Raw genomic sequence first — 4,903 nt, 5'->3', positions numbered from 1 at the left:
CCAGCGCGGCGGCGATGCGGGGGAGCAGGTCCCGGCCCAGGGGGGTGGTCAGCCCCAGGAGGGTCTGGATGCCGAACCGGTTCATGGCGTGGATGACGGCATCCGCCCACCCGTCGGGGTGCCACGCCCCGCCCTGGGCGGCGATGTCGATCACCGCCGATATGCCATAGGCCGCGAGGCTTTCGCGGCACGCCGCGGCATCGGCGTTGACGACCAGGGCAAAGAGCTCGCGGTCGTCGCCCCGGGCGGCGGTGATCATCCCATAGGCTGCCGGTTTGATGCGGTCATCCTTGATTTCGATAAACAGTCCGATCTTTTTCATGGCGTCATTCCATCTTGAATTGTCAGCAGACGGCCCTGATGCCAGGGCCTTCCCGGGATCGCTACAGGACCTTGGCTTCCTCCCGGAGGATCCGGACCAGTTCCCGGGCCATCGACGCGGCATCCCCGGTGATCTCCCTGGGGACGCGGTTTTCCGAAACCGGTTCCAGGGACAGGATTTCCATGCTCCCGGCAGGCTTTTCCATGGGGAGTTGGTCCAGGTCGACCTTCTTGATCTCCCGTTTCCGGGCCTTCAGGATATCGGGCAGGGTCGGGTACCGGGGCGTGTTCAGCCCCCTTCCGGCGGCGATGACGCACGGCGCTGTCAGGCGAAGGACATCCCGCGAACCGGCCTCCTTTTCGCACTCCACCACAACCCCGCCCGCTTCCGGCAAGACCTTCACCACATGGGTCGCCGCCGGCACGCCGAGATGGCGGGCCAGGCGGAACATGGTCTGCATGCCCTCGGCATCGATGGATTCTTTTCCGGCCAGGACCAGGTAGGGCGCCCCGTCCTCCCGGATGGCCGCCGCAAGGGCCCGGGCGGTGAGCATGCTGTCGAGGCGCCGGTCGGCGCAGACGAGGATGCCGCGGTCGGCCCCCATGGCCATGGCCGACCTCAGGGTGTTTTCGGCGGCAGGCCCCGACACGCAGACGGCGATGACCTCTGCGCCCGGAATCTGCCCCCTCAGCCTGGCCGCTTCGGTGACGGCGTGTTCGTCGTAGGGGTTCATCAGGAAGGTGATCTTCTCCTCGATCCGGTTGTTGTCCCGAATGGAGATCGTGGCCGCCGAATCCGGAACGTGCTTGACGCAGACATAGATTTTCATGAAATCCATCCCGTTGGTTCAATGGTCACCCGCCCCGGGATCTCCGCGGCGTCGCCGCCGGAGCCGGAGAGGGCGTTCGGAGATATATCGCTGTGACTAAAAAAGGGCCTGTAAATACAGGCCTTTTTTAAATTCATCCGCCGGGTTTTGTCAAGGGTTGTCCCAACGGGATCAACCGTTGACGGAGAAGCTGGAGTTGGTGTTGATCTCGCGTTTCCGGGAGAAGAACCCGACATCCAGCATCCGTCCGGTATAGCGCATCTTGAACTGGAACGGCGCCTTGTCGTGGTCCAGGCCCTGTTTCTCGCAGGCGTCGATGAGATCGGCCATCATGGCGCCGACCACCGGTGCGTTCTTGTACTGGTTCCCGCTGGTGCCGACCGCCATGTAGAAGCCGCCCAGGTCGGACTTGTCGTAGATGGGAATCCAGTCGTCGGAGACGTCGTAGAGGTCGCACACGCCCTTGGGCTGGTTCGGGACCGGGAGGGTCGGGACCCGTCGGGCCAAACGGTAGCACTGGGCCTTCCACTGGGCGTCGGTGAGCTGGTTGTCCCTGCCGGGGCCGCCCTTGCCGGCGTAGAACTCGTCCGGATCCACATATTCCTTGGGGTCGCAATCGGGGTCTTCACTGCCGATGAGGAACATGTTGCCGACCTCCGGACGGTAGTAGCACCCGACGTCGCCGTCGGACATGTGGTAGCCGTCCTTGTGGTAGTCGTAGCCTTCTGGGGAGGGGCAGTGCATGACCTCGTGCCGGAGGGCCTTGGTCTTGATGTTGCAGCCTTCCCAGACGCCCTCGGCCATCTGGTTGATCTTGAAGGAGTGGGGGCCGCCCACGTTGACCACGACGGGGGCGTCGATCCGGGTGCCGTCCTTCAGGGTGATGCCCGTGACCCGGCCGTCCTTGCTCCGGATGTCCACCACCTCGGCGTTGAACATGAACTCGGCGCCGTACTTCTCGGCCGCGCGCATGATGTTGTGGGCGGAGAGGGCCGGATCGTTCACATACCCGCCCTCGGGGCAGAAAATGGCGCCTTCCAGCATTTTGGAGGGCTCATCGAAAAAAGAGGGTTCCTCCGGCCGCTTCACCGGCCAGAACTCGTGCAGGTCGACTACCGGCACCATCTTCATCACCTCTTCGACGGTCAGCTCCTTGTACTGGACGCCGACGGCGTCGTAGTGCCTCTTGACCTTCCGCCAGTCGTGCCCCTGGGATTTGATCAGAAGGGAGCCGGTGTTCATGAACTTGGCCAGCCCCTTTTCATCCTTGACATGATCCAGGTAGTTCTCCCAGTCCAGCCAGTATTTGAAGCCCTCGTAGGCAAAGGCCACACCGTCCTCGGTGGAGTAGTGGGCGCGGACGATGGCGCAGGAGCCGGCCGTAGAGCCCTCGCCGGCATCGGGCAGCTTGTCCACGTTCAGGGTCTTGTACCCCTTTTTGGCCAGTTCGTAAGCGATGGGGGTGCCGATCACGCCTGCGCCGATAATGATGGCATCATAGGTTTTGCTCATTTTGATTACTCCTTTGACAAATCACGTGAATTAAAAAAAGACAACGGGCCGGGCGCGCCCCGGGGTGCAACCCCCCGGCCGCGACACTAACCGGCCAGTGTTCCCAGCCAGCGGGCAAACCGGTTTTCCCCGGCGGGCCGGAGCCCGAACGCCGCGCCGGCTTCCATGATGGCGTGAACCATGCTGTGGCCGTATCCCCGGGAGCAGGTGAAGATGATTCCGCCGCCGCCTTCGCCCCTTTCCAGGGTCACGATCTGGCAGGGCACGTGGGAAAAGGGCCCCTGCAGGAGAAACGGCGCCTGTTTTCCGGGGTCGAGGAAATCGAGGGCCGAGAGCTTCTCCGTGATGGAGAAGGTGCCGGGCCCGAAAAGCGCCAGAAAGGCCGCCCCCTCGGAGATGTCGGTATAGGCCGGATCCTCCGGCAGGGCCGCCGCGGTTCCGGCGAGGTGCCACACCGCCACCTGGGTCCGGTTCATGCGGTTGAGCATCACGCCGTTTTCAAGGACGCACTGCCCTGGCTTTTCCGGGACCGCCATGCCGCAGGGGCGATGGTCGGCCAGGCTGGCGCTCTGCAGGTCCCATCGGGTCTTGTGGCTCAGGTCGACCAGGTACGGGCCGCTGCCCTCGTCATCGTATTCCAGGGCCACTGTCCAGTGGTCCCGGACTTCGGTCCGGGTGGCCCCCGCATTGAATTGAACGGGGGATTTTCTTTGAATGTCCGCCATCATCGTTACCTCACATTTTCATCCGTTTGCCATCGGGATCATAAAACGGCATGGGGATCACCTTGGCATACAGGCGTTTGCCGTTGCATTCGTCTTCGAAAATCTCGAGCCGCGAACCGATGTCCGACAACTGCGATTCGACCAGGGCCATGCCTACGGCCTCGTTCAGGGTGAAGCTTTTCCTCGCCGTGCAGACATATCCCCGAACCCGGCTGTCCACGATGATGGCGCCGTCCCTGGGGGCCCGCTCGGGGTTCTCCATTTTGAAGCCGACCAGGGTCAGGCGCCCGGCATCCCCCGCGGCCTGCCGGAGGGCAGCGGCGCCGACCGTCCTGGCGTCGGTCTTCTTGCGGTCCCAGAGGAAGCCCAGGCCCACGTCCAGCAGGTTCGTCCGCTGCTCGGACTCCGCCCCTAAAATGATGTGGCATTTTTCCATGCGGAGCACGTTCTGGGCCTCGACGCCGAACTGGCCGATCTTGAACTCTTTTCCGGCCGCTTCGAGGATGTCCCACAGGGTTTGCATGTAAGACGATCCCACGTGGAGCTCGTAGGAGAGTTCGCCCACGAAGCCGAGGCGCATGGCCCGGACGGGAATCTTGCCGGCCACGGTGAATTCCCGGTACCCGCTGAAGGGGAAGGCCTCGTTGGAGACGTCGGCGTCGGTGACCTTTTCCAGCACCTTCCGGGCATTGGGGCCCGAGATGTTGATGACGCCCAGGGCATCGGTCAGGTTGACCAGGTTGTAGGACCACCCGTCGTACCGGGTGTGGTAACGGAACCACTCGACGGTGGCGCCGGCCCGTGCGGTGGAGGTGGTGAGGTAGTAGTCGTTCTCCCCGCGCTGGACGACCACGCCGTCGTCGATGACGCACCCGTCGTCGGTGCACATGGCCGAGTACTTGATGCGCCCCTCCTTGACCTTGCTCATGTCGGAGACATAAATCCGCTGCAGGGCCTTGAGGGCGTCGGGTCCGTGGAGCCGGAACTTGCCGAGGGTCGAGGCGTCCAGCATGCCGACGTTGTTCCGGACGTTCAGGATCTCTTCCCGGCAGGAGAAATCCCGGGAGAAGTAGCGGGCCCTGCGCCACACGCCGATGAGGCGGAAAACGCCCCCGGCCGCCATCTGGGAATCGGCCACCGGCGTCCGTTTGTGCATGTCGTGGCCGGCCCCGGCATAGGTGGCCAGGAAGGTCGGCACCAGGGGCACCCTTACGGTGGTCGGCTGGGGCGGCTTGCTCGCGGAGGCCCCGTATTTGGCCACGAAGAGCGGCAGGTTGTGCCCGGGAATGCCGCCCTGGCCCGGACCGGTGCCGGCCGAGGTAAACCGTTTGATCAGCTCGGGCACGTCGAAGCCCATGGCCATGGCCTGCTTGATGTTTTTGAGGGTGGTGTCCTCGTCGAAGCAGATATAGGTCTTGCGGCCCTTGACGGGCGCCGTGACCAGCTTGGTGCCGCGTTCGGGGCCGGGCAGGCCCGCCAGGAGCGCCTTGGCCTCGGCGATCTCGGTCGCCGCAT

At 64.0% G+C, this 4,903-nt stretch carries 5 protein-coding genes; all 5 read right to left on the bottom strand.

The features are described 5' to 3' along the window. Window positions 1–322: hypothetical protein (locus ACEW8N_RS11845; protein WP_373500035.1), on the bottom strand; the 322-nt coding region annotated here is incomplete at its 3' end. A gap of 61 nt (window positions 323–383) precedes the next feature. Beyond that, entirely contained in the window at window positions 384–1,151 is a 768-nt protein-coding gene (locus tag ACEW8N_RS11840) for an electron transfer flavoprotein subunit beta/FixA family protein (protein ID WP_373500034.1), read from the bottom strand. Between the two features lie 171 nt (window positions 1,152–1,322). Then, a complete protein-coding gene (locus ACEW8N_RS11835) occupies window positions 1,323–2,663 on the bottom strand; it encodes an NAD(P)/FAD-dependent oxidoreductase (RefSeq protein WP_373500033.1) in 1,341 nt (446 codons plus the stop codon). An 86-nt stretch (window positions 2,664–2,749) separates the two neighbouring features. Then, window positions 2,750–3,388, bottom strand: a complete 639-nt coding sequence (locus tag ACEW8N_RS11830; protein WP_373500032.1) for a sarcosine oxidase subunit gamma SoxG — start codon at window positions 3,386–3,388, stop codon at window positions 2,750–2,752. A 10-nt stretch (window positions 3,389–3,398) separates the two neighbouring features. Continuing rightward, window positions 3,399–4,903, bottom strand: a 1,505-nt coding sequence (locus ACEW8N_RS11825) for a glycine cleavage T C-terminal barrel domain-containing protein (protein ID WP_373500031.1), incomplete at its 5' end; no start/stop codon positions are given.

Source organism: Desulfococcus sp., from assembly GCF_041737845.1.
Lineage (GTDB): Bacteria > Desulfobacterota > Desulfobacteria > Desulfobacterales > Desulfococcaceae > Desulfococcus.
The sequence above is the reverse complement of the archived record's forward strand: the minus strand, read 5'-3'. Positions and strand labels throughout refer to the sequence as shown.